Source organism: Amycolatopsis sp. DSM 110486 (assembly GCF_019468465.1).
Taxonomy (GTDB): domain Bacteria; phylum Actinomycetota; class Actinomycetes; order Mycobacteriales; family Pseudonocardiaceae; genus Amycolatopsis.
The window spans coordinates 3,237,739-3,258,079 of record NZ_CP080519.1 but is presented as its reverse complement, the minus strand read 5'-3'; the positions used below and the strand labels follow the sequence as shown (position 1 = coordinate 3,258,079).

Below are 20,341 nucleotides of genomic sequence, written 5' to 3'. Positions count from 1 at the left end.
ACACTCGGTGTGATGGCTGATCTCCGGAACCGGGTAGTCCTGGTGGCCGGCGCGACCCGCGGCGCCGGGCGCGGCATCGCGGCGGCCCTCGGCGAGGCCGGCGCGACGGTGATCTGCACCGGCCGCAGCAGCTGGGAACGCGACGGCCACTCCGACTACGACCGCCCCGAGACGATCGAGGAGACGGCCGCGCTCGTCACCAGCCTCGGCGGCACCGGCGTGCCCAGGCAGGTCGACCACCTCGACCACGAGCAGGTGCGCGTGCTGGCCGAGCGCGTGCGCCGTGAACACGGCCGGCTCGACGTGCTGGTCAACGACATCTGGGGCGCCGAGCGGCTCAAGGGCGGCCCGGCCGACTGGAACACGCCGATCTGGGAGCACGACCTCGACGACGGCCTGCGGATCCTGCGCCTTGGCGTGGAAACGCACCTCGTGACCTCGCACTACCTGTTGCCGCTGCTCGTTTCGCAACGCGGCGGGCTCCTCGTCGAGGTCACCGACGGCACGCTGGAGTACAACGCTTCCCAGTACCGGATCTCCGTGTTCTACGACCTCGCGAAGGCCTCGGTGAACCGTCTCGCGTTCTCGCAGGGCCACGAGCTCGCGGCGCACGGCGGCACGGCCGTCGCGATCACGCCGGGCTGGCTGCGTTCGGAGATGATGCTCGACAACTACGGCGTCACGGAGGAAAACTGGCGCGCCGCGCTGGATTCCGGGCGCCCGGACGGCCTTCCGACCGCCCCGCCGCCCTTCGCGCAGTCCGAGTCGCCGCGCTACGTGGGCCGCGCGGTGGCGGCGCTGGCCGCGGACCCGGAGCGCGCGCGGTGGAACCAGCGGTCGGTGAGCTCGGCGGAGCTGGCGCGTGAGTACGGCTTCACCGATGTCGATGGCTCGCAGCCGGACAGCTGGGCTTGAAACGCGTTTCGCGTTTTCCGGTACGGGAGTCCGTGAATTTCGGCATTATCGGGCACATTTGAGAATGGCTTGAGGTTCGCAGCTCAAATCAACCCTAAGTTATCGCCGCTCCCGTTGCGGCCGGATGCGGTCCGACCACATCATGATCTGGCACGACACAGTGGTCGGCCGACCCTGCGTCACGACACGCACTTTGTTGTCAGAACAGGGGAATCACATGTCGCCCTCGGATCAGACGGCGGTCGCCGAGCCGCCGGAAACCTCGTTCAAGCACGAGGAAGCCGGGTACCACAAAGGACTGAAGAACCGTCAGGTCCAGATGATCGCCATCGGTGGCGCCATCGGGACCGGCCTGTTCCTGGGCGCCGGCTCGCGCCTGCACAGCACCGGTCCGGCGCTGGCCGTCGTCTACGCGGTCGCCGGGATCATCGCGTTCTTCGTGGTCCGCGCGATGGGCGAACTGGTGATGCACCGGCCGTCTTCCGGATCCTTTGTGTCCTATTCGCGTGAATTCCTCGGCGAGAAAGCCGCGTTCTTCGCGGGCTGGATGTACTTCCTGAACTGGGCCACGGCGGGCGTCGCCGACGTGACCGCGGTGGCCAAGTACACGCAGTTCTTCTGGCCGGACCTGCAGCAATGGATTCCCGCGCTCATCGCGTTGTTCGCGATCCTCGCGGTGAACATGGTCTCGGTGAAGCTGTTCGGCGAACTCGAGTTCTGGTTCGCCGCCATCAAGGTCCTCGCGCTCGTGGTGTTCATGGTCGTGGCGATCTTCGTGCTGATCAGCCGGACGCCCGTCGACGGCGTGGTGACCGGCCCGAGCCTGATCACCAGCAATGGCGGCGTGTTCCCGACCGGCGTGCTGCCCGCGTTGCTGATCCTGCAGGGTGTCGTGTTCGCGTACTCCGGTGTCGAGATGGTCGGCGTGACCGCCGGCGAAACCGCCAACCCGCGCAAGGTCATCCCGAAGGCCGTCAACTCCGTCGCCTGGCGCATCGGCATCTTCTACGTGGGTTCGGTGCTGCTGCTGGTGATGGTGCTGCCGTGGACGGCCTACAAGAGCGGGGAGAGCCCGTTCGTCACGTTCTTCTCCAAGCTCGGCATCCCCGCGGCCGGCGGCATCATGGACGTCATCGTGCTGACCGCGGCGCTGTCCAGCGTGAACTCCGGCCTGTACTCCACCGGGCGCATCCTGCGGTCGCTCTCGATCGCCGGCTCGGCCCCGAAGTTCACCTCGAAGATGAGCAAGAGCGGCGTCCCCTTCGGCGGCGTGCTCCTGACCGCGGCGGTGTACGTGCTCGGCGTGGTGCTCAATTTGGTGGTGCCGGGGGAGGCCTTCGAGGTCGCGCTGGAGTTCTCGGCGCTGGGCATCATCGGCATGTGGTCGATGATCGTGATCTGTCACCTGGCGATGACTCGCAAGGCCGCGCGCGGAGAGATGTCCCGGCCTTCGTATCGCCTGCCTGGGGCGCCGTATACGAACTACGTGACGCTGGCGTTCCTCCTGCTGGTTCTCACGATGAGCTGGTGGGGCGGCACGACCGGGCGGATTCTGATCTACAGCATTCCTGTGCTGGCGTTGGTTCTGGTCGCCGGCTGGCTCGGTGTCCGTGGCCGCGTCCGCCGGATCGCGGCAGAGCGGCAGGATGAGCTGACGTAGGTTTGCCTTGATCTCCTGGGCCTCCGGCGCGGTTTTCTCCGCCGGAGGCCCAGTTTCAGTGGGCCAGCACCTCGTCCGTCGTCCTGACCTCGACCAACGGGCCGTACAGCCGCAGGATCGTCAGCGTCTGCGCGTGGCTTTCGTCCGACACTCCCGCGCACGCGTCGGACACCACGGTCACCGGGACGCCCGCGTCGGCGGCGGCCAGGGCGGTGGAGAGGACGCAGCAGTCCGTGGAGACGCCGGCGAGCACGAGACCGCCGTCGCCGACCAGGTCGGCCATCTCGGGCGTCCACTTGCCGAAGGTGTAAGCGTCCACAGTGGACTTAACGGGGAACTCGTCGACCACCGCGTACGCCCGCGAATCCGTTGGCTGCAAGGCGAACGGCCACTGTTCGTAGTACTTCACCCATGCCCCAGTCGGCTTCTCCGGAGCCAGGAATCGCGTGAACGCCACCCGCGGCCCGAACGCGTCCACCAGCCGCCGCACCTGAGGCAGGATCGACGCGAACCCCGGAGTGAACCAGCCGCTCGACGGGTCGCCGAAGATGTTCTGCAGGTCGATCACCCCCAGCAGCGGCTTCATGCGGCGGCCTCCTGCGCGCGCACGCGCGAGCGGCTGACCAGCAGCGTCACCACGAAACCGAGCGCCAGTGCCACCAGCACGCCGAGGTTGGCGAACGCCCACGATCCCTCGCGGCCGCCGAGGCCGAACGGCGCCAGCAGGTAACCCTGCCAGTGCAGCCAGCTCGCCGACGCGTTGGTGACCAGACCCCAGCCGACGGCCGTCGCGACGACGATCAGGGTGATGGGCCCGAAGCGCACGTCGCCGTAACGGCCGCGGCGGTCGTAGAGGTCGGCTTCGGCGTAGTCGCGGCGGCGCAGCAGCACGTCCGCGAGCATCACGCCGCACCACGCGGCCACGGGTACGCCGAGCGTGGTGAGGAAACCCTGGAACTGGCCGAGGAAAGTGCCGCCGAAGAAGACGATGTAGACGGTGCCGGCGATCATGATCACGCCGTCGATCAGCGCCGCGACGTAGCGCGGGATCCGCAGGCCCGCGGACAGCAGCGACAGGCCTGAGGAGTAGATGTCCAGCACGGCGCCGCCCACCAGGCCGAGCACGGCGACGATCGCGAACGGCACCAGGAACCACAGTGGCAGGATCGTGGTCAGCGCGCCGATCGGGTCCGCCGCGATGCTCGAGTTCAGTTCCGGCGACGAACCTGCCAGCAGCAGTCCGAACACCAGCAGCACGAGCGGCGCCACCGACGCGCCGAACGTCGTCCAGCCGATCACGCCGCGTCCGGACGACGAGCGCGGCAGGTAGCGCGAGTAGTCGGCCGCCGCGTTGACCCAGCCGAGCCCGAAGCCCGTCATCAGGAACACGAGCGCGCCGATGAACTCCTGCGCCGAGCCGGCGGGCACCGCGCTCACCGCCGACCAGTGCACGTGGCCGGCCACCAGGATCACGTAGACCACGGTCAGCACGCCGGTGATCCACGTGATGATCGGCTGCAGCCGCATGATCAGGTCGAAGCCCATCACGCCGCTGAGCACGGTGAGCCCGGCGACCACGATCAGCGCGATCACCTTCGTCGTGCCGCCGCCGCCCCAGCCGAGCCGCTCGAACACCGTCGCGGTGGCCATGGTCGCGAGCGCGGTCAGCACCGTCTCCCAGCCGACGGTGAGGATCCACGAGATCGCCGACGGCAGGTGGTTGCCGCGCACGCCGAACGCCGCGCGCGAGAGCGTCATCGTCGGCGCGGAGCCGCGTTTGCCCGCCACCGCGATGAAGCCGCAAAGCAGGAACGAGAACACGATCCCTATCACGCCGGCGATCGTCGCCTGCCAGAACGAGATCCCGAACCCGAGCGCGAACGAGCCGTAGCTGAGCCCCAGGATCGACACGTTGGCGCCGAACCACGGCCAGAACAGATCCCTTGGCCGGCCCCGGCGCTCGGCGTCGCCGATCACGTTGATGCCGTGTGTCTCGACCTTGAGCCGGGTGCTTGTTTCCGGTGCCTGTTGTTCGGTCCTGGCCATGGTGCCCGCCTATCTGAACCTGTTCATATTTGATCGATGCGACGGTAGAAGTCGCCCGTGTCGCCGTCAATATTCCGCCAGAACTCGTTCAGTTCCGCGCATGTTGGCGCGGTGGCGGGTCCGCGTCGGATTACGGACATCGCGGCCGCGGCGTTGGCGCGGCGAGCTGCGTTCGGCAGGTCGGCGCCGCGCAGGAGCTCGGCGGCCAGGACGCCGCAGTGGGTGTCACCGGCGCCGTTCGTGTCGACCGCGGTGACGGGGAAGCCGTCGACCCGGGTGATCTCGCCGCCGTGGTGGATCGTGCAGCCGGCGGGGCCATCGCGGACGATCACGGTCGTGCTCTCGGCGAGCGCGGTGACGTCGAGCGACTCGGCCTCGCGGGCGTTGCAGCTGATGATGTCCACCGTGGACAACAGGGTGCCGAGGGTGCGCGGGTCCAGTTCGGACACCAGCGGGCCGGGGTCGAACAGCACCCGCGAACCCGGCAGGTCCGGCAGCCAGCGCAGCAGGGCTTCGCGGTTGGCGGCGTGCAGGAGGCTGTAGCCGGTTACGTAGACGAGGTCGTCGGGCGCGGCGGCGACGCGCGCGAGCTGGTCGGCGCGCAGCCGGCCCTCGGCGCCGGTGCCGGTGGCGAACGTCCGCTCGCCCGAGGGATCCACGAGCGCCACGACGACGCCGGTGTCGCCGCTGAACGTGGGCTCCTGCGCGACCGTGATGCCTTCGGTCTCCAGCGCGGCGCGCACGAGGTCGCCGAAGCTGCCGGTGCCGTGCGTGCCGGCGTAGACGACCTCTGCGCCCGAGCGCGCGGCCGCGGCCATCACGTTGAACCCGCCGCCGGGCAGCAGGTTCGTGGACGTCGCCAGCACGTCGCCGCCCGGTGCCGGCAGCCGCGGCACGGTGAGGACGAGGTCGACCACGACTTGTCCTGTGTGGATCAACCGGCTCACGAGATGGTCCTGCGCACGGTGACGAGGCCGTCGACGAGCGGACCGAGGTCGAGACCGTTCACCCTGACCACGGTTTCGGCCAGCTCGGCGGGGACCTCTTCGCCGCACGCGCCGAGCAGCGCCCCGCAGATCGCGGCGACGGTGTCGGTGTCGCCGCCCAGCCTCGCGGCCGTCGTCAGCGCTTCGGCCGGGTCGAGCACCTCGGCCAGCGCGAACGCGGCGACCACGGACTCCTGCGCGGACACGGAAGTGCCGATCACGTCGGCCACGGCGTCGTCCAGCTCCGTGCGTCGCAGGCCCCGCACCCAGTCGCGGGCCCAGTGGATGCGCGCGGCGACGCTGCCGCCCGCGCTCCAGTGGCCTCGCACCGCGCCGAGGGCGGCCGCGTGTTCGGCCAGGTCGAAGGCGTCCATGCGGTTCGCTCCGTCCACACCCGCCGACACCGCGGCGGCGACGGCGGCCGCGGCGGCGAGGCCGAGGGAGGTGTTGTGCGTGACGCGCGCGGTCTCGGCCACGGCGTCGACGAGCGTGGTCAGGTCGTCGACCGGGGTCGCGATGCCGACCGGGGTCACGCGCATGGCGGCGCCGTTGGTCGTGCCGCCGCGGCCGGCCTCTTCCGGGGGGACGCCGTTTTCCAGCAATGACAACGCTTTTTTCGTCGACGGCCCGAGCAGATCGGCCGAACCGCGGCGGATCATGTCGGCTTCCCAGGCCAGCAACGCGTCGGCGAACACGCGCGGCTCGACGTGGCCGCCGCCGGCCACGAGCAGGCGCGCCAGCAGCAGGGCCTGCTCGGTGTCGTCGGTGATCGTGCCCGCGGGCAGGCCGGGCGCGATGGGCTGGTCGGCGATCGCATCACGGAAACCGTCGATCTCGCCGTACGCGGCGCGGATCTCCGCGCGGCACATCGACTGCGTCGGCATGCCGAGTGCGTCACCCACGGCCAGTCCGGTCAGCGCGGCGAGCGCGCGGTCTCGGGGGCTCATCGTCGGCCGAAGGAGAGGTGGAAGCTGAAGCGCGCGGGATCGAGCAGGCTCACGACGTGCTCGACGAGGCGGGCATCCACGTCGAGCGACGTGCGCGTGGCCTTGAGGAACAGCTCTCCGGCCGGGCGGCCGAGCAGCGCGGCCGAAGCGGCGTCGAGCGGCTGGGCGGTGATCCACTGGTCGCCGCCGACGGGCTGCAGGCCGGCTTCGCGCAGGGTGGCCGTGATGGAGCTGTCGACCAGGCGCAGCTCGGCCAGCGAGCCGACGGGCGGAAGGGTGGCTTCTTCGAGGGAGACGCCGCGGCCGGTCTCGTCGCGGCGCAGCCGTTTCACGCGCACGAACTTCGGCGTGGTGAACCGGCGGGTGAGTTCGGCGTCCTCGACCTCGGTGATACCGAGCAGCTCGGTGGTCACGGGCGCGCCGGAGTCGGCGAGCGCGCGGGCCCAGCCGATGCCCTGGTCGAGCGTGACCCCGTCGAACGTCACGAACGACCCCACGCCGGCGTGGGTGGAAATGAGCGCTTGATGTTGCAATTCCACCAGCGCGCTGCGCACAGTCCCGCGGCTGACCTGGTACTGCTCGGCGAGCTGGTGCTCACCCGGCAGCTGGTCCCCGTGGGCGAGCCGGCCCGAGCGGATGAGCTCGGCGAGGTCGCCGACGAGCTTCTGTTTCTTTCCGCCCACGTACATGTTCATACCTGTACACCCGGTGGTGACCGCCTGACAAGTCTCGGCTGTGATGTGCGTCTATCGGGAACAACTAAGTTGAGTTGGTCGTTGTCAACTTCGTAAGGTCCGGTCAGCCGCCCAGGAGCTGATCGAGGCCACCTGAAGGAGGAACGCAGATGTTGATCCGGACCGACCCGTTCGCCCAGTTCGACCGCCTGACCCAGCAGTTCTTCGCCGGCCAGCCCGCCAGCTCGCCGCGCACGATGCCGATGGACGCCTACCGCAACGGTGACGAGTACGTCGTGCAGTTCGACCTCCCGGGCGTGGCCCGCGAGTCGATCGACGTGAGCGTGGAGCGCAACGTGCTGACCGTGAAGGCCGAGCGCGCCGCCGCCTTCGGTGAGGACGCCCGCGTGCAGGTCTCCGAGCGTTCGCGCGGCAAGGTTTCGCGCCGCCTCGCCCTCGGTGACACCCTCGACACCGACCGCGTCGCCGCGGAGTACGTCGACGGTGTGCTGACCCTGCGCATCCCGGTGGCCGAGAAGGCCCAGCCGCGCAAGATCACCGTCGGTGGCGAGCCGCAGCAGCTCGAGAACTGAGTTCCAGAACCATTTCGCGGCCCCGTCGCTCCTCTTGGGACGACGGGGCCGAATCATGTCTGTCCACAGTGGATATTTCTGCCATGGATTCTTCCGGGCAAGTACGTTGCCCTGTCTTGCCTTCACGGTGCGGTGTGGCGGCCGTCACATCAAGATCGTGAACCGTTCACCGGATGGGACCCGTGTCTGCGGGTGTCCGGCACCGAGGTGCGGAGCCGGGAAACCCGACAAGGTTCTGGAGAATCCCATGCTGCGCAAGACTGTTCTCTCCCTGGCCGCCTTCGGTGCCGTCGCCGGCGCGGTGCTCGGCGGTGCCGGCATCGCCTCCGCTTCACCCGCCGCCTCCGGGGCGAGCGGCATCCTCGACTCGGGCATCAACTTCTCGGAACCGCAGGGCTCCCAGGGCATCGGCGGCAACGGCGGCGAGTGCATCACTGTCAACATCCCCGCCACCGGTTCGCTGCAGAGCTTCGGCGGCACGATGACCCTGTGGACCGGCGCGGACTGCAAGACCGGCGACGCCGCGGTCCTCACCGACAGCGTCGCCAACATCCCGGCCACCTTCGGCGCCGGCTTCGCCCACGTCCAGTCCATCTTCATCGGTGACAACGCCCCCGCGAAGCCGCCCGTCGCCGGCGCCAGCGCGATCATCGACTCGGGCAAGAACTTCTCGGAGCCGCAGGGCTCGCAGGGCATCAACGGCAACGTGGGCGACAAGGTCAACATCAACATCCCGGCAACCGGCTCGATCCAGTTCGTCTCCGGCACCTTGACGCTCTACACCGGCCCGAACCTGACGGGCAAGTCGCTGGTCGTCACCCACGACGTCGCCGACCTCGCCGCCCTCGGCTTCGGTCAGGTGCAGTCGGTGCTGATTGGTGCGGCCGGCTGATCTTTCCCCGCTCGCGAAAAGGCCACTCCGACGTCCGGAGTGGCCTTTCGCTGTTTATCCACAACCCCCTGTGGACAACCTGGGGACAGCTTGTGGAGAACAGGGGAAACCGCAGGTCAGAGCTTGCGCCCGATCCCGCCGGCGGTGATCCGGTGGGCGACCGTGAGCGGCTTGAGCTGCGGGCCGTCCGGCCACCAGCGCACGAGTTCGGTGATGCCGGGATCAACCATCTCCAGCCCGTCGAACAACTCCTCGATTTCGGTGCGCGTGCGCCACGTCGCGCCGCCCAGCGAGCCGCGCGCGACGGCCTGTTCGAGTTCGCGCATCACCGCGGTGTCCTCGGATTCCGGGTCGAGCAGGTGGGAGATGATCACGTAGGACCCGCGCGGCAGAGCGTCGATGTATTCGCGCATCACCTCGGCCGGCGCGCTGCGCTCGCCTTTGTGGTGGTGCAGCGTCGCGATCTGCGAGAGCGCGATCGGCTGGTGCCAGTCGAGGTGGGTGCGCACGGTCTCGTTGTCGAGGATCGAGCGCGGGTCGAAGATGTCGCCCTCGACGTAGCGCGTGAGCTCGTTCTCCTCCAGCAGCGCGCGGCCGTGGGCGGTGATCACGGGGTCGTTGTCGACGTAGACGACCGCATCGGCACCAGCGGCGTTCGGCGACATCGCGCTCGTCCTCCGTGTCGGCAGTCACACCGGGAGTAGCCGCCGGGGCAACTCAGGGGGCCGCGGGGCGGGTCGCGTTCAGCCCGGCGAGGACGACGCCGAGCGCGTAGCGGAAGTCGTCCGCCGGGGTGGCACCGGCGGCTTGGCGGTCGCGTAAGCCTTGTGCCATCAAGGGAAACGGGATCTGCACGGTTTCGTCGGGCCTGGTCTGGTCCTCGACCGCGCGGCCGAGGACGAAGTGGACGAACACCCCCGCCGCCCGCGTCGCGTCGGCGAGCGGGAACCCCGCCCGGTGCAAGACCTCGACGGCGCGCTCCGCGAACTCACCCAGCGATCGGGCCACACTCAGGTCGGCGCCGATCGCGATGCTGGGCCCGTCGCGGTGGCCGAGGAGCGCGGTGTGCAGCGCTTTGCCCGCTTCCTCCAGCCACTCGAGCCAGGGCACGGTCTTTTCCGGCAGCCGGCCGAGGACCGGCTCGACGATCGCGTCGGTCATGTGGTCGAGCAGCGCGCGTTTGCTGCTGAAGTGCCAGTACAGCGCGGGCGCCTTGACGCCGAGCTCGCCGGCGAGCCGCCGGACGGTGAGCTTGTCGAGCCCGTCCTGCTCCAACTGGGTCAACGCGGTGCGCACCGCGTCCGGCACGTCGATCGGCATGCTCCTTGACTCCTTAACTAGTTCAGGTGCAGAGTAGCACTTAACAAGTTAAGGAGACTTCGCATGGACGCAGACGTCGTCATCGTCGGAGCCGGCCCCGTCGGCCTCTTCCTCGCCGCCGAGGTCCAGCTGGGCGGCGGCCGCGCCGTGGTGCTGGAACGCCTCACCGAACCCTCGCGTGATCGCAAGGCCCGCGGCATCGGCCCCCTGGCCACCGAAGCCCTCTGGCGCCGCGGCCTCGGCCCCCACCTGTCGGCCGCGGACCCCGACGGCGCCCGCGACTTCACTCGCGACCACGGCACCGAGCTGGGCCACTTCGCGAACATCCACAAACTCGCCCCAGACCCACTCCGCCGCGGCACGCGCATCTGGCAGCCCGACCTGGAACGCCTCCTCACCACCCACGCCGAATCCCTCGGCGCACGGATCCTCCGAGGTCACGACGTCGTCGCCCTGGAACCCGGTGCCGACAGCGTCACCGTCCTCACCCACACGTCCACCGGCGAACACCGTCTGCGCGCCCACTACCTAGTCGGGTGCGACGGCGCACACAGCCGCGTCCGAAAGCTCACACCCTTCGCCTTCCCCGGCACGCCACCCCTCCTCCGCACCATCGCCGGCGCCGCCACATTCACCGGCCCCGTCCCAGCCCCCGGCCGCTACCCCACCGGCACCTTCCTCCACGGCGGCTCCCTCGCCGGTGTCACGGAACTCGCCGGCTCCGCCACTGTCACCCCTGTCGCGCCGTCCGGCACCACCACCCCGGCGGCGGGCGGTGGCCTGGTCACCTTCACCACCTCGACCGGCGATTGCCGCCCAGCAGCTCCCGCCGGATGGGCCAGAGAGGACACTCCATTCACACCGGCGACCGTGCCGAGTGATGCCGCCCCGGTGACCTCGGCCAATTCGGCCGGCGAAGGCCACCACGCCATCCCGGCCGACAACCGTGGCCCGGTCACTCCCGCCGAGTTGGCCGCCGCCATCCATCGCGTCACCGGCGCCGACGTCACCGTCGACGACGTCCGCGAACCCCGCGACTTCACCGACCAGGCCCGCCAAGCCGACACCTACCGCCACGGCCGAATCCTGCTGGCCGGCGACGCCGCCCACGTGCACTCGCCCAGCGGCGGCCAAGGCCTGAACCTTGGCCTGCTCGACGCGATGAACCTGGGCTGGAAACTCGCCGCCGTAATCCGCGGCGCCGCGCCCGAGTCACTCCTCGACACCTACACCCGCGAACGCCACCCCGCCGCGGCGGCAGTCCTGCACAACACCCGCGCGCAGTCGGCCCTCCTGGCCCCCGGTCCCCACGTCGACGCCCTGCGCGACATCGTCAGCGACCTCATGGAAATCCCCGCAGCGAACCGGTATTTCAGCGCTCTACTGTCCGGTGTGGACCATCGTTACGAGCTGCCGTACCCCGCCACCGAACCCGTCGGCCTCCACTCGCCCGACCTGGACCTCGTCGACGACCACGGCGTCCACTCCAAACTGCACGAACACCTGTGCTCCGGCCGTGGCCTGCTCCTGCTCACGCCCGAGACTCAAGCTTTCGCGAATTATGCGACAAACCGTGTTGAAATCCTCCCAGTGACCAACATCGGCCCGCACCTCCTCCGCCCCGACGGCATCATCGCCTGGGCAGAAGGGGACAGCGAGTCGTTGCAACTCGCACTCGATACGTGGTTTCCAGCACCATGATCAGCTCAGCGAAGTGCGAATGCCCTCACCGGCCGCGGATTTTGCGACACGCAGTGTTCGAATTCCGTCGGCGACCAACACCGGCCCGCGACACCCGAAACCCAAAGCCCAAAGCCCAAAACCTAAAACCTAAAACCTAAAACCAGGCTCACCCGCCCGAATGCATGTCCTCAGCCTCAGGCACACAGTCGTCATCCGGGTCGTTCAGCCAACCGTGCGGCAGCGTCACCTTGCCAGGCGAACCCTGGCGCCCCCGGGGACCATCGGCGTTCTCCGGGAACGGCGCGTCGAAGTCGAGGCGCGCGATGAGGTCGTCGAGCTCGTCGAGGCTCGACACCATCGCGAACCCGCGCCGCAGCTCGGCCCCCACGGCGAAGCCCATGAAGTACCACGCCATGTGCTTGCGCAGATCACGCAACGCCTTGGTCGCCCCGTCGTGCGCCACCAGCAGCTCCGCGTGCCGGCGCAGCACCCGTGCGACCTCGCCCAGGTTCGGCCCGGCCGGGATCTCGCGCCCCGCGAACGCCGCCTCCAGCTCCCCGAACAGCCACGGCCGCCCGAGGCACCCGCGGCCGACGACCACACCGTCGCAGCCGGTCTCGTCGACCATGCGCAGCGCGTCGGCGGCGGAGAAGATGTCACCGTTGCCCAGCACGGGAATGCTGGTCACGGCGTGCTTGAGCTCGGCGATCTTCGACCAGTCGGCCTGGCCGGAGTAGCGCTGCGCGGCCGTACGCGCGTGCAGGCTGACCGCCGCCGCGCCCTCGGCCTCGGCGATGCGCCCGGCGTCGAGGAACGTGCGATGGTCGTCGTCGATGCCCACGCGGAACTTGACCGTGAACGGCACCCCCGCCTCGGCAGCCGCCGCGGCCGATTCGCGCACGATGTCCGCGAACAGCTTCCGCTTGAACGGCAGCGCCGCCCCGCCGCCCTTGCGCGTCACCTTCGCGACGGGACACCCGAAGTTCGAGTCGATGTGGTCCGCGAGCCCCTCACCGGTGATGATCTTCACGGCCTCGCGCATCGTCTTCGGATCCACGCCGTAAAGCTGCATGGACCTGGGCTTCTCGTGCTCGCCGAAGGTCATCATGTGCATCGTCCCGGGGTGCCGCTCCACGACGGCCCGCGCGGTGATCATCTCGCACACGTAGATGCCCGCCCCGTACTCCGCGCACAACTGCCGGAACGCGACGTTCGTGATCCCCGCCATCGGCGCCAACACGACCGGCGGATCGACCTGGTAGGGGCCGATCTGCAGGGCGGGCTTGCTCAAGGTGGCGGTCACGTCCTCCATTGTCGCTTGTGGTGTCGATCACGTCGAGGAGGGGCAGGTCAAGACGACTTCGCCAACTGACTGACCCGCTGGAACGAGACCCCAAGCACGTCGCCGGCCTCACGCTGCGAAAGCCCCAAAGCGAGCAGCTCTTGCACGGCTGCCCGGTTCTCCGCAGCAGCTTCGGCTTGCTTGCGCTGGGCTTCCTCTCGGAGCACCTCTGCGCGGGCCTGGTGATCTTTCACCGAGTCCGGCAGCTGCACCGTCAGGTGGAGGTCGTATTCGTCGCTGCGAAGCTCATCCATGATCTCGATGAGCTCGCTCGCCATCGCTGCGACGTCTTTGTAGCGGAGCGCCTGAGTGGATCGGTTGATCTCGCGGACCCGGATGAGCCAGAACCTTCCGTCCCGGGTGACGTCAGCGTGATAGGTCTTCATTTCCTCCACCATCCCTTCCCCAGAATCCCCTCGCACTCTTTGAAGATGTCCACCGCGAAGACCTCGCCCAGCTCGGTGTGGCGCGGGATGGGGATCACCACTCCATCCAACGCGTAGACAGTGTGGTTGGCACCTTCTCGTACCAAGACCCACTCCGTCCCCTGCTTCTTTGCCGCAGCCGCGATCTTCTTGATGACCTCACGTCTCTTCACATGATATGTCTAGTCAGGGCTAGACGCAACCGTCAACGGCGGACTAGACAATAGCCTCGATCGAATGAAGTTGACCTTGCTGACCAGGCATCACGGCGATACCACCACCTTGATCGACGCCCCTGTATCCCGCTGCGCCTCGAACGCCGCCGTGATGTCCGCCAGCGCGAAGCGGTGCGAGATGAGCGGCCGGACGTCCACCCGTCGCGACACGAGCAGCTCGAACGCCTCCTGGCAGTCGCGCGGGGTGTAGGCGAAGCTGCCGAGCAGGCGGAGCTCCTTCTGCACCAGGTCGTCGACCGGGATGCTCAACGGGTGAGCCGCGAGCGCGATCGCGGCGATCGGCGCGGCGGCGCGGGCCAGGGAGAACGCCAGCGGCAACACAGGAGCAGCACCGGAGCATTCGAACACCGCCCCGATCGCACCCGAACGAGGTTGGTAGGGCGACGAAGTCGTGCCGCGCGAGGCGAACAGGGAGGCGCCCACATCGTCCGTCGAGGGGTTCAACGCCTCGTGCGCCCCGGCGGACACGGCGGCCGCGAGGCGCCGATGTGAAGTATCCACCACGATCACATCACGGGCTCCTGCCGCGAGGAGGACTTGCACCACGCATTGTCCGATTGTTCCCAAGCCGAACACCACGATCGGCTCGTCCAACGGCGGCGCGGCGTGGTGCACGGCCCGCACGGCCACCGAAAGCGGCTCCAGAAAAGAAGCCTCCTCCAACGGAAAGTCGCCAGGAAGTACGAACAAGTGCTGCCCCACCAAGGCGTTCCGCACCAGCACCTGGTCCCCGAACCCGCCGGAGTGACCTGACCCGCCAGAGCACAGGTTCTGCCGGCCTTCCGAACACCGCGGACAAGACCCGCACGGCGCCGCCGGATTCACCGCGACCCGGTCGCCGACGCGCAAGCCGGCCACGGCAGACCCCGCCGCGGTCACCGTCCCCGCGTACTCGTGCCCGAGCGGCACGCCGGGCGCGATCCACATGCCCTCGGTGTAGGAGTGCACATCCGAACCGCAGATCCCGCACGCCCCGACAGACAGGACCACATCGGACGGTCCGCACGTCGGTGCGTCGACCTCGTCGAGGGACAAGGTTTCAACCGCCTGCCAAGTGACTACGCGCACAACAACCTCCTAAGTGGATTTACCTCGGAAAACCTGTATCGGAAACGGCCCTGGCCCAACGCAAAAGAAAGTCCTTTGTGGCCGGGATGGAAACATCGGCACCGCAACAAACCCTGAACATCGACCAATGGTAATCACGCGTTGCGCCGCACGGGTGAATCCAGAAAGATCAAGAAACCCGTTGCTGCACAAGAACTTTGTGCTGAATCGAGAAGCTCCGAAGTGGCGCTTGACACACTCTGAACCCGGGCGCAAGCTGTCTCGAACCGACTAGTCGGTCGGGAGTACTTCGGCTGAGGCACCAGTTCCGCCTCCCTATCCATCACCTGCATCCGCACCCCTGTGTCCGGAGGGTCTGTCATGTCGTTCCCCGCACCGGTAACCCGCCCCAAGCTCTTCACGGGCAAACGCGGGCTCATGCTCGCGAGCATCCTGATCGTCAACTTCGTGGTCTGGCTGGACAGCGCGAAGTTCAGCCTGCTCAACCCGTTCTGGTCCACCGACCTGCACCTCTCGCCGAGTCAGATCTCGAGCGTCACGGCGAGCTACCTGCTGGGGTACTTCCCCCTGCTCCTGCTCGCCGGCATCCTCGCCGACCGCCTCGGCGCCAAGCAGATGCTCATCATCTGCATCTCCGGCGTCACAGTGCTCTCGGCGACGATGGCGTTCGTCCACACCTACAACGAGATGTGGTGGCGGAACCTGATCTTCGGCGTCTTCTTCGGATTCTCCTGGGCCCCTTCACAACGGCTCCTTTCCGTGTGGTTCCCTGGCGCGCTCGGCGCCAGGGCGACGTCGACGTGGATGAGCTCGACCCTCATCGCCGGTGTGCTCGCACCGGCGATCGCGCTGCCGCTGGCGAATCACCTGTCCTGGAGGGACGCGTTCATCGTGGTGGCGGCGCTGGGTGTGCCGGCGCTGGTGATGCTGGTTCTGTTCACCGCCAACAAACCCGAGAAGCTGCGCGGGATCACGCCTGAAGAGATCGCGAGCATCCACGCCGAACATCGCGGGGTCGAGGTCCGCGAGAAGCTGAGCTTCCGCGAACTGCTGGGAGCGCTCAAGAACCGCAGTATCCTCACGATGATCATCGCGACCGCGCTGGCGACGACCCCGACGTGGCTTTCGGGACCGTGGCTGCCCTACGGCCTGATCACCCTCGACAAGGTCAACCCCGACACGGTGGCTTGGGTCAGCCCGCTCATCGCGATCGTCCCGGTCCTCTTCGGACTCATCAATGGAACACTGGTGTCCCGGTTCTTCGGCGGCCGCACGCGGCCGTGGCTGGTGCTCGGCCCGGCCTGTGGCGCGGTCGGGTTCCTGATGGGTGTGCTGCTGCACGACTCGACGTGGGTCCTGTGGGGATTCTTCATCGGGGCCTTCGCCTTCCTCTGCGATCCGATGTTCTGGGGCACGGTCAACAGCTACTGGTCCGGCATCGCCCGGCCGGAGGTCACCGGCACGCTCAACGGCGCGTCGGCGGCCATGCAGGTCGCGGTCGGCTGGGTGATCACCGACCAGAGCGGGAAGTGGATCGACACTTCGGTGTCGGGCCGCGGCCAGCTCGACACCATCTGGATCGTCGGTGCGATTCTGTTCGCCGTGTCCATCATCCCGGTCCTTCTGTCCAAAGAGGTACGAGTGCACCAGGCCGTGGCGGGTGACCTCGAGCCGACGCTGCCGGCCCGGACCACCGATCCGGTGTCCTGACGCACAAGCGCTGAAGAAGGGCTTCCCCGCACCGCGCGGGGAAGCCCCTTCGGCGGTTCAGCCCGCGGTGACCGCGGAGGGGAAGCGTTCCGCAATCCGCTGCTGGCTCACCTTGGGTGTCCAGCGGTCCTCGAGGCCGGCCCAGATGTCCCGCAGCTTCGGGATCACCTGAGTGCCGAACAGCTGGTTGTTCATCGCCGCGACCTCTTCGGGCAGGTTGCCCACGTGCATGCACGTGATGAGCTGGCCGATCCGCAGATCCGTCACGAGGTCGCGCACGCGCTGCTCCACCCGCTCCGGCGTGCCGGCGATGATGTAGCCGAGCTCGTCATACTCCCAGAAGGACAGTTCGCCGTTCTGGGCCTTCATGCGTTCCTCATTGGACATCGTGCGCGCCCGCGTAAGGTTGGCCCGGATCGACGGCAGCGAGTTGTAGCCCGGCGGTGTCGCGAACTCCAGTGCCGTCGGGTTCTGGCGGTAGAAGTACTTCACGGCGTCGCCGTAGAGCCGCTCGGCCTCGGCGTCGCTGTCGGCGCAGCAGATGATCTGCGTGAACGCCATGCGGTTCGGGTTCGTGTCGGCGCCCTGCTGCTCGGTGTAGTCCCAGAAGCCCTTCACGATCGGCTCGGCGCTCTGCTTGCCGCTGAACGAGAGGTAGCCGTAGCAGTAGTTGAAGGCGTTGACCACGTCCCACGTCTCCACGCTGCCGCTGCCCGGAATCCACACAGGAATCTCGTCCTGCACCGGCCGCGGCCACGTGTTGACGTAGCGCAGTTTGGTGTACTTCCCGTTGAAGGGGAACGGTTCCTCGGCCTTCCACGCGCGGGTGATGAGGTCGCGGGCTTCGTGGAAGCGGTCGCGGAGCTCGATCGGCGGGACGCCGTACGAGAAGCCCGTGTCCATGGGAGTGCCGAACACCATGCCGGCGATGATGCGGCCGCCGGAGAGGCAGTCGAGCATCGCGATCTCCTCGGCCACGCGCACCGGCGGGTTGTACAGCGCCAGCGAGTTGCCGCACAGCGCGATCGCGGAGTTCTGCGTGGTTCCGGCGAGGACGGCGGCGATCAGGTTGGGCGACGGCGTCATCGCGAGTGATGTTTGATGGTGTTCGTTCAACAACAGGGAGTCCCAGCCGAGGCCGTCGGCCTGCTGCATCAGGCGCAGGTAGGTGTGGTAATCCTCGTGCACCTGCGACGGGTCGGCCACCGACGCCGGAGGCGTGACCCACGAGCTGTGTACGGTGCTGCCGTAGTCGTCGGGGAGCTTGGTGTAGTACTGCTGCGCGAACCAGTGGAACTTCACGTGCGTACCTGCCTTTCGAAGGAGTAGGGGGTTCAGCCCGCTGCCATGGAGCCGCCGTCGACGCGGTAGGTCTCGCCGTTGACGAACGCCGACTCGTCGGAAGCCAGGTACAGCACCATGTTCGCGATGTCCGACGGCAGCCCGGCGCGCGGCGACGCGGTGCCGGCCAGCGACTTCTCCGGGAGATCGGGCACAGCGTCGAGCAGCTGCTGGGTCTGGATCACGCCCGGGGCGATCGCGTTGCAGCGGATGCCCTGACGTCCGTGCTGCGCCGCGATGTACCGCGTCAGCCCGACAACGGCGGCCTTGGTGGTGCCGTACGCAGTGAGCCCGGCGCTCCCGCGCAACCCGCCGATCGATGCCATGTTCACAATCGAACCGCCCCGGCCGGCCTCGACCATGTGCGGAAGTGCGAATTTGCACACCAGGAAGATGCTCCGTACGTTTGTGGCGAACGCCCGGTCCCACAGCGCGATGTCCGTGTCGATCACCGTGGTGTCGCCGAACCACGCGTCGGGACCCACGAGCGCGGCGTTGTTGTGGATCACGTCCACGCGGCCATGGCGTTCGATCACCGCGGCGACCATGTCCTCAACGGACTGCTGATCTGTGGCGTCGAATCGCACGGCGCTCGCCGCGTCGCCGATCTTCTCGGCCACGAGCTTGGCGCCGTCCTCGTTGATGTCCGCGACCACCACGGTCGCGCCTTCACGCGCGAGCGTGTACGCGGTCTCGCGGCCGATGCCCGCCGCGCCCCCGGTGACCAGTGCGACCTTGCCGTCTACCCTGCCCATTTCGACGTCCTCTCAGGAATCCAGGAAAGCGGTGACCACGGACACGAACTCGTCTTCCTGCTCGACCATCGGGTAGTGCCCGGCCTCGTCGATCACGGTGACCTTGGCGTCGGGCACGAGCCGCGCGAACTCCTCGGCGTACGCGGTGGTGACGAGGCCGTCGGACGCGCCGTTGACCACGAGCGTCGGCGCGGAGATCAGCGGGAGCCGGCGCCGCAGGCCTCGGTCGGCGATGGGCCACATGAACTTCGTGGCCGAGCCGAGGTTGCGGGCGGAGAACAGGATCCCCGCGTGGGGGTCTTCGGGGTCGGGCACGAAGTTCGTCGGCTCCTGCTCGGGCGGACCGGCGTGCCACTTGGCGGCCTTCACGCCGGCGGCCGCGCCGAACGGGTCGAGCGAAGGCTGGTCGTCAAGCCAGATTCCGAACGGATCCACCAGCACGAGCCGCCGTACGAGTTGGGGAGCGATCACGGCGAGTTCGGCTGCGAACATTCCGCCGAGCGAGTGCCCGACGACATCCACCTGCTCCAGTCCCCAGGAACGGACCAGTTCGCGGTGGAACAGGGCGACGTCGAGCACGTCGGTGAAGTGCTCGAACCCGGTCGACTTGCCGTAGCCCGGCAGCTCGGGCGCGAGCACCCGCCGGGACTCGGCGAGCCGCTTCAGGAACCCGGCGCCGCCGGGGTGGCGCTCGTACCCGTGCAGGTACAGCAGGGGCGACCCGCTGCCGTCCTCCCAGAGGTCGACCTCGAACCGCCCGATGCCTGCGATGTCCAGAGTTGTCATGCGGGAACCTCCATTCCTCAGTCGGTGAACTGGCCGCCCGCCGGGTGCAGCATCTGGCCGGTGACGAACGACGATTCGGCGGACGCGAGCCACAGCACCGCGTTCGCCTGCTCGTCGGCGGTGCCGAGGCGGTTCATCGGCGTGATGCTCATCGCCGAGGAGTAGGCCGCCTCGTTGTCCTCGATGCCGGCGATCATCGGCGTGGCCGTGTAGCCGGGTCCCACGGCGTTCACGCGGACGCCGGTGGTGGCGAGCTCGAGGCCGAGGACCTTGGTGAGCATCCAGACGCCGGCTTTCGACGTGCAGTAGGGCGCCGCGCCGGCGAGCGGGATCTTCGCCGCGCTCGAGGCGATGTTGATGATCGAACCCCCGTCACCCTGCTCGAGCATCTGCCGGGCGAGCGCGCGGTCGGTCATCATCACGCCCAGCACGTTGACGTCCAGGACCCGCCGGAACGCCTCCGTCGCCAGGTTCACCACGTGCGTCGCGTCGCCGTTCTGCGCGCGGGTCTCGACGTTGCTCATCCCCGCCGCGGTCGCGATGCCCGCGGCCGCCACGCCGACGTCGACCCGGCCGAACTCGGCCACCGCCGCGGCGACGAGGGCGTCGCAGTCGGCTTCGCTGGTGGTGTCTGTTCGTTTGTACACAGCCTTTTGGCCAATTTCTTCCACCAGCCGTAAGGTTTCGCTCGCATCTTGCACGTCGCCGATCACCACGTGTGCGCCCTCGCGCGCGAAGCGCACCGCGGTGGCCCGGCCGATGCCGCTCGCGCCGCCCGTGACGACGGCGATCTTGTTCTCCAGTGCCATGACCATGCGCTCGACTGTGACCTGTGGCACGCGGGTGCGACAACGGAAGTTCGTGCGCGCTGCCGGCCCGCGGCATGTGCGGATTCCCATTGCCGCGGCGCCGGGCTCCCGCTGACGATGAGGTGGCCGAGTCAGCGCGAGTGACGGGTGGTG

Annotated in this window: 21 protein-coding genes; 6 read left to right on the top strand and 15 right to left on the bottom strand. The window is 68.4% G+C overall.

Features of this window, described 5'->3' with window-relative positions:
* Nucleotides 1-12: 12 nt before the first annotated feature.
* Together K1T34_RS15880 and K1T34_RS15875 are read left to right on the top strand one after the other, a co-directional pair.
* On the top strand, nucleotides 13-915 hold the full coding sequence (locus tag K1T34_RS15880; protein ID WP_220245033.1) for an SDR family oxidoreductase: 903 nt from the start codon (nucleotides 13-15) through the stop codon (nucleotides 913-915).
* A gap of 217 nt (nucleotides 916-1,132) precedes the next feature.
* Nucleotides 1,133-2,575: an amino acid permease gene (locus tag K1T34_RS15875; RefSeq protein WP_255638536.1), complete on the top strand. Its 1,443-nt coding sequence runs from the start codon at nucleotides 1,133-1,135 to the stop codon at nucleotides 2,573-2,575.
* 55 nt (nucleotides 2,576-2,630) lie between these two features.
* On the opposite strand, the gene K1T34_RS15870 is transcribed toward K1T34_RS15875, so the two are convergent.
* The 5 genes from K1T34_RS15870 to K1T34_RS15850 are packed head-to-tail and all read right to left on the bottom strand — an operon-like array spanning nucleotide 2,631 to nucleotide 7,243.
* A complete protein-coding gene (locus tag K1T34_RS15870) occupies nucleotides 2,631-3,161 on the bottom strand; it encodes a cysteine hydrolase family protein (RefSeq protein WP_220245032.1) in 531 nt (176 codons plus the stop codon).
* Nucleotides 3,158-4,621 (bottom strand): cytosine permease, encoded by a 1,464-nt coding sequence (locus tag K1T34_RS15865; RefSeq protein WP_220245031.1) that lies wholly within the window; start codon nucleotides 4,619-4,621, stop codon nucleotides 3,158-3,160. The genes K1T34_RS15870 and K1T34_RS15865 overlap by 4 nt, the downstream gene beginning before the upstream one ends.
* A gap of 23 nt (nucleotides 4,622-4,644) precedes the next feature.
* On the bottom strand, nucleotides 4,645-5,568 hold the full coding sequence (locus K1T34_RS15860; protein WP_220245030.1) for a PfkB family carbohydrate kinase: 924 nt from the start codon (nucleotides 5,566-5,568) through the stop codon (nucleotides 4,645-4,647).
* On the bottom strand, nucleotides 5,565-6,554 hold the full coding sequence (locus K1T34_RS15855) for an ADP-ribosylglycohydrolase family protein (RefSeq protein ID WP_220245029.1): 990 nt from the start codon (nucleotides 6,552-6,554) through the stop codon (nucleotides 5,565-5,567). The genes K1T34_RS15860 and K1T34_RS15855 overlap by 4 nt, the downstream gene beginning before the upstream one ends.
* Entirely contained in the window at nucleotides 6,551-7,243 is a 693-nt protein-coding gene (locus K1T34_RS15850; protein ID WP_255638766.1) for a GntR family transcriptional regulator, read from the bottom strand. The genes K1T34_RS15855 and K1T34_RS15850 overlap by 4 nt, the downstream gene beginning before the upstream one ends.
* 155 nt (nucleotides 7,244-7,398) lie before the next feature.
* Here K1T34_RS15850 and K1T34_RS15845 point away from each other — a divergent pair, with 155 nt between their 5' ends.
* The gene (locus K1T34_RS15845; RefSeq protein WP_220245027.1) at nucleotides 7,399-7,821 is read left to right on the top strand and encodes an Hsp20/alpha crystallin family protein; all 423 of its coding nucleotides are present in this window, start codon (nucleotides 7,399-7,401) and stop codon (nucleotides 7,819-7,821) included.
* 247 nt (nucleotides 7,822-8,068) lie between these two features.
* The gene (locus K1T34_RS15840; RefSeq protein WP_220245026.1) at nucleotides 8,069-8,713 is read left to right on the top strand and encodes a hypothetical protein; all 645 of its coding nucleotides are present in this window, start codon (nucleotides 8,069-8,071) and stop codon (nucleotides 8,711-8,713) included.
* A gap of 116 nt (nucleotides 8,714-8,829) precedes the next feature.
* Here K1T34_RS15840 and K1T34_RS15835 read toward each other — a convergent pair whose 3' ends face one another.
* Nucleotides 8,830-9,378: an SAM-dependent methyltransferase gene (locus K1T34_RS15835; RefSeq protein ID WP_220245025.1), complete on the bottom strand. Its 549-nt coding sequence runs from the start codon at nucleotides 9,376-9,378 to the stop codon at nucleotides 8,830-8,832.
* A gap of 52 nt (nucleotides 9,379-9,430) precedes the next feature.
* Nucleotides 9,431-10,033 (bottom strand): TetR/AcrR family transcriptional regulator C-terminal domain-containing protein, encoded by a 603-nt coding sequence (locus K1T34_RS15830; RefSeq protein ID WP_220245024.1) that lies wholly within the window; start codon nucleotides 10,031-10,033, stop codon nucleotides 9,431-9,433.
* Nucleotides 10,034-10,096: 63 nt separating this feature from the next.
* On the opposite strand from K1T34_RS15830, the gene K1T34_RS54460 reads away from it, so the two are divergent.
* Nucleotides 10,097-11,734, top strand: coding sequence for an FAD-dependent monooxygenase (locus K1T34_RS54460; RefSeq protein ID WP_304504319.1), 1,638 nt, complete (start codon nucleotides 10,097-10,099; stop codon nucleotides 11,732-11,734).
* Between the two features lie 148 nt (nucleotides 11,735-11,882).
* On the opposite strand, the gene dusB is transcribed toward K1T34_RS54460, so the two are convergent.
* The 4 genes from dusB to K1T34_RS15800 all read right to left on the bottom strand — a co-directional run bounded on the left by dusB (nucleotide 11,883) and on the right by K1T34_RS15800 (nucleotide 14,787).
* Nucleotides 11,883-13,028: a tRNA dihydrouridine synthase DusB gene (dusB, locus tag K1T34_RS15815; RefSeq protein ID WP_220245020.1), complete on the bottom strand. Its 1,146-nt coding sequence runs from the start codon at nucleotides 13,026-13,028 to the stop codon at nucleotides 11,883-11,885.
* Nucleotides 13,029-13,066: 38 nt separating this feature from the next.
* Nucleotides 13,067-13,444, bottom strand: a complete 378-nt coding sequence (locus K1T34_RS15810) for a hypothetical protein (protein ID WP_220245016.1) — start codon at nucleotides 13,442-13,444, stop codon at nucleotides 13,067-13,069.
* Entirely contained in the window at nucleotides 13,441-13,656 is a 216-nt protein-coding gene (locus K1T34_RS15805) for a hypothetical protein (protein ID WP_220245015.1), read from the bottom strand. Before K1T34_RS15805 ends, K1T34_RS15810 begins: the two co-directional genes overlap by 4 nt.
* 90 nt (nucleotides 13,657-13,746) lie before the next feature.
* Nucleotides 13,747-14,787 (bottom strand): zinc-binding dehydrogenase, encoded by a 1,041-nt coding sequence (locus tag K1T34_RS15800; RefSeq protein WP_220245011.1) that lies wholly within the window; start codon nucleotides 14,785-14,787, stop codon nucleotides 13,747-13,749.
* 360 nt (nucleotides 14,788-15,147) lie between these two features.
* Between K1T34_RS15800 and K1T34_RS15795 the strand changes: the two genes are divergently transcribed.
* Entirely contained in the window at nucleotides 15,148-16,497 is a 1,350-nt protein-coding gene (locus tag K1T34_RS15795) for an MFS transporter (protein ID WP_220245010.1), read from the top strand.
* A 57-nt stretch (nucleotides 16,498-16,554) separates the two neighbouring features.
* Here K1T34_RS15795 and K1T34_RS15790 read toward each other — a convergent pair whose 3' ends face one another.
* Genes K1T34_RS15790 through K1T34_RS15775 form a run of 4 tightly spaced genes read right to left on the bottom strand, consistent with a single transcriptional unit; the run spans nucleotide 16,555 to nucleotide 20,194 of the window.
* Entirely contained in the window at nucleotides 16,555-17,799 is a 1,245-nt protein-coding gene (locus K1T34_RS15790) for an LLM class flavin-dependent oxidoreductase (protein ID WP_220245009.1), read from the bottom strand.
* 32 nt (nucleotides 17,800-17,831) lie between these two features.
* Nucleotides 17,832-18,593 carry an SDR family NAD(P)-dependent oxidoreductase gene (locus K1T34_RS15785; protein ID WP_220245008.1) on the bottom strand — a complete coding sequence of 254 codons (762 nt, stop codon included), beginning with the start codon at nucleotides 18,591-18,593 and terminating at the stop codon, nucleotides 17,832-17,834.
* A 12-nt stretch (nucleotides 18,594-18,605) separates the two neighbouring features.
* The gene (locus tag K1T34_RS15780; RefSeq protein ID WP_220245007.1) at nucleotides 18,606-19,379 is read right to left on the bottom strand and encodes an alpha/beta fold hydrolase; all 774 of its coding nucleotides are present in this window, start codon (nucleotides 19,377-19,379) and stop codon (nucleotides 18,606-18,608) included.
* Nucleotides 19,380-19,396: 17 nt separating this feature from the next.
* A complete protein-coding gene (locus K1T34_RS15775) occupies nucleotides 19,397-20,194 on the bottom strand; it encodes an SDR family NAD(P)-dependent oxidoreductase (protein ID WP_220245006.1) in 798 nt (265 codons plus the stop codon).
* Between the last annotated feature and the right edge of the window lie 147 nt (nucleotides 20,195-20,341).